Source organism: Collinsella sp. AF19-1LB, assembly GCF_003459655.1.
Lineage (GTDB): Bacteria > Actinomycetota > Coriobacteriia > Coriobacteriales > Coriobacteriaceae > Collinsella.
The window spans coordinates 1-4,032 of record NZ_QRWO01000054.1 but is presented as its reverse complement, the minus strand read 5'-3'; the positions used below and the strand labels follow the sequence as shown (position 1 = coordinate 4,032).

Genomic DNA, 4,032 nt, shown 5'->3' with positions numbered 1-4,032 from the left:
AAGGATGCGAATATCTCTACAAACCGTGATTTGACGCTCTCCTTGAGAGCGGCGATTTGCTGTCGTTTGCTATTGATTTCATCTGTTAAGCGATTGAAATCGTCGATGAGGGCTCTCTGCTCGGAGAGCGTCGGGACTGGGATGGGGTATTTGAGCAGCTCATCCTTGTCTCCGCGAGGCCTGCCGGTTCCCGTGAAGGTGGACATATCGTAGTCGAAGAAGTCCTTCTGCCACAGGAGCAGATGGAGAAACTCGGGCAATAGGCTGTCGGTATTTATGCTTCGGAATACCAAAACATCCTTGGAGCACGCCCCATCGCGGTCTGCGAGCCAAATCTTCTGCAGATAGGGGCGAATATTGGAGACGAGCGTGTCTCCCTTCTTGTATGCGGTGCCATCACTTGCCGGAAGCTCTCCGCCATAGGCGGTTATGCCGCCACGGTCCTTGACCATGTTCTCCGTTGTTACGTAAGTGTCGGTGATGATGGAACTCTGGGCCACGCTGTTGGTAATGTAGGATGTGATGTCTCCAAGCGTCTTGACTACGGTGCCCTGGGCGAACGAGCGGGGCTTGTAGAAAGAGCGGGGAATCGTAAGAGTCTCGTCGAACTTCTCGGCATCAAAGTCGATGAAATCGGCGGTCTTGGCATAGTAGTAGTACTGGGCAAGGTCGCCGGGCTCAACCTGCTCGCCGGAGAACCATGCTCTGATGATGCCGCTTAGCGAGTTCGTGTCGTCCGATTCGTCGTCCGAATAGAGCACACCCTCACCATCGATGGGCTGTATCCCCTCGTTGCCTTTGCGATTGCTCCATTTGTAGCCAAGGAAAGAGGCGATTTCCTTGGTCGTGTTAGGTGAGTTGATGATGAGCGTCTGTTCGCCGCAGACGAGACCCCAAACGCGCAGGCGTTTGCGCTCTTCCTTGTGCGCATGGCGATAGAACAGCTCGCTCTCTGCTTTGAGCCGTGAGTTCTTGTCGGCCGCCTTCCAAGTCTTGCTCTTCCGAAGGGCCTTGAGCTCCTTCGATGATTCGAAAAGATGGCAATAAACGCTGAAGTGGCGAGTGTTTGCCCATTCGTTCCAATTAGCCTCTCCTGCGAGAAAAGCCCGGTAAGTATCTCCGTCTACATTAATTGTGCCGAGATAAGCGTTGAAAGCGCTTTCGTCTCTCCAGCCAGTGAGCTTCCTGCGCTCAAAAACAGCGTCAACGAAATCAAGTGCGTTCGCATTGCGGGGCGGGATCTCGTCAAAGCGACGTAGGAACATAATTGCGACGTTTGTTCCTGTGGCCGCGAATGTGCCTGATCCAAACCTGGCGATGGAGACGATCTCGAAGGAGCTCAAAAGCACATCGCGTGCGGCCATGAAACTCGAGCTCGTGCTCTTGTCGAGGATCGAGGTGGGGAGGACGATGGCGGCGTAGCCTCCGGGCCGAACAAGCTGTGCCGCACGCTCGACAAAGAGGGTCTCGATTTCCGAGCCGCTATCGCTGATGGTTTCCAGCACTTTGAGTTCGTTGTTGTGAAGCTTGAGATGCGGTTTGAAGGCCGCTACAGAGTACGGGGGATTGGCGACAAGAATGTCGAAGCGTCCCCTGTCGGTTCGGCTGTCGATTCCCTTGTCGGGATAATTTTCAAGTCCGTCGCCGAAGACCACGTTGCTCTGTCCTGCGCCATGCATGTAGAACGAGACCTTGGAAACGCGAGCGAGTCGATAGTCCTTCTCGATGCCGACGAGATTGTCTCTGACCCAGTCGGCGTCTCCGAGGTCATCCTCTATGGTCGGATCATATTGGCATGCGGCGTCGGAGATTTCTTCGAATCCTTCTGTGAGAAAGTGCCCCGCGCCACAGGCGTAATCGATAACGCGTGGATAGTGTACGGCACCAGCCTCGTCCTGCACGATGCTGTCGAGTGGGAGTGACTTCCAAATAAAACGGGTGATGGGCACAGGTGTGAAGAATTGGCCCTCGTTTTGCTTAAAGCCCTGATTAAGGAGCTGTTCGAAGAGGTCGCCCAAGAATTGAATGTCTTGAGTTCCTACGATGCGATACGGCTGTAGAAGTTGCACCGTCTCTACGAGTACCTTGCCGTTCTGAAGAAAGAGTTCCTCGTTGTGGACGTCTTTGAACGCAAAGTCATTGTTGGTATAGAACTTGAGCTTGCGCAGCGTGCCGTTCAGCTCCTCGATGAGCTTCTTGCGGTGCTGGCCCGTATAGTTGCTTATGAGGTTTTCGGCGTAGTTGTTGGGAACGTACAGGACCTCTTCCCGCATGAGCTTTCTCATGCCGTCTGAGTGGAGTCTCTGGAGTCTGTCCTGGAGCGTTTCGTAGGTGTCGCGTCCTTGGCGGTATTGGAACTCAATCTCCTGGGTTGGCATTTTCGAGAGCTCGTCTTGGAGCTTCGCGATAAAGAGCGCAATAAGGCGATTGAAGGCGTTCTCTTTATCGGAGACGTTGTTGTGGCGGAGGATTTCCTCGAAGCGGTTGACGATGCTGTCTTCGGCCCTGAAGTCGACAAGGTCCTTCTTGAGAAGGGGAGGAACCATCGGGTGGTATGCCGTCGACCTATCGCCAAAGAGGATGTTTCCCTCGACTTGTTGGTTGTACGTTTCCGTCCAAACTTGATGGAGCTGTTCCACTGTATGGGCGTCGCGGTAGAGCGCAATGGTGTCATCGCGTTTGGCGAGCGCGATGAAGTTCTCGTCATCGCTGCAGTTAATTGAAACCTGGTCTGGCACAATTTCGTTGTTGATGAAATCGCATGCAAAGAGTACCAACCAGCGAGTCGCGCGCTCTTGTTGCCAATAGGAGAGGAGTTGCCCTCCGTCTGACTGCATGTTCTTGAATTCGTTTTTGAACTCGGTTCCAGGGGTCTTGCATTCGACGATTGCGAGTGTGTCGCCCCTCTCGTCATTAATGCAGATATCAGCGCGGCCGCTCTTTTGTTCGTGCCCAAGGGCCCATTCGCGCTCCAGCTCGAGTGATTCGGGGCGATATCCTTTGTCGAGGAGCATGGTTACGCAGGCGAGTACGACGAAGTTCTCGTTATCGGAGAAGTTACAAGTTGTGTCTTTGTTGACCTTGAACCCCAGGTCTTTCGGGTAGCCGATGCGTTTCTTGGAAAAATCGACCGTGATTTGTGCGCTGGTCTCTTCCCAGGATTTCTGATAAACGGTGCCGTCGCCCGACGGCTCGTAGCACAGAGCCCTAAGTGCGTCGCGAAGATTGTCCAGCGTAATCATCTAATGTCTCCGTAGCTGCGAGGTGAAAACACAATTCGCTAATATTATCGCAGAGGGCACCGTAAGAACGTAGTGTGATTGGCGGTGCTGCTGCTTGCCAGGGCATTTGATTGGATGATGACGCGCACGGGGCGGGATTCGCCAGTCCGCTAAGCCACGCTGGCAACGGTAGCGTACCAGGTGGTTGCTTGCAGAGATCCTCACGCGCGCCGTGCTTGAACCACTGGAGGTGCGTGTTTCTCGTCGTGCGTCCATCGGTGACCGATCCGCCTTTTACTAAACAAGTTTATCGAGCGCGCGAAGTGATTGGGCCAATGGCGAAGCTCCAACTTATTCGCCAACTCATGGGCAAGCCACCCGAGACTACTCATTTCTCCTACTAGCAATGAAGGCCTGCGACCTGCAGTTTTGCAAACTGCTTGAAAGCCACCCGATGAGATACCCCCGATTTCCACTTGGAATCAGGGGTATTTTTATTTAAGCGTCCACGCATGAAACACGGCGCGATGAACTGCGCTGCTCGTCGCCCGTTCGCGCCGCCGAGAGCAGCATGCTCAAATCGGCCAGAATCGCCTCCGCCCTGCTCCCGAGCTGCAGCGGCGCCGAGTCGCCCGAGATGTTTACGCTCAAAAGGTGCGCATCCGGCAGCTTCGCGGTCATGCTCCAGAACGGGAGCGTGATGATGCCGGGGGTCATCTCGCCTACGCCGAGCTCCAGCAACAGCACGCGGCCACTGCTGCGCTCGCACACAAAGCGCTCGTATCGTCCGAGGCTCTCGCGCCAGGCCGCA

General features: G+C 54.7%; 1 protein-coding gene and 1 pseudogene. Both read right to left on the bottom strand.

Going from position 1 to position 4,032, the window contains the following annotated elements; all coding sequences use genetic code 11:
- Positions 1 to 3,242 (bottom strand): N-6 DNA methylase (locus DWX39_RS10590; protein WP_117759910.1); only part of this gene is annotated, 3,242 nt, incomplete at its 3' end.
- 477 nt (positions 3,243 to 3,719) lie between these two features.
- Positions 3,720 to 4,032 (bottom strand): annotated as a pseudogene (locus DWX39_RS11065) (hypothetical protein); the annotation flags it as partial.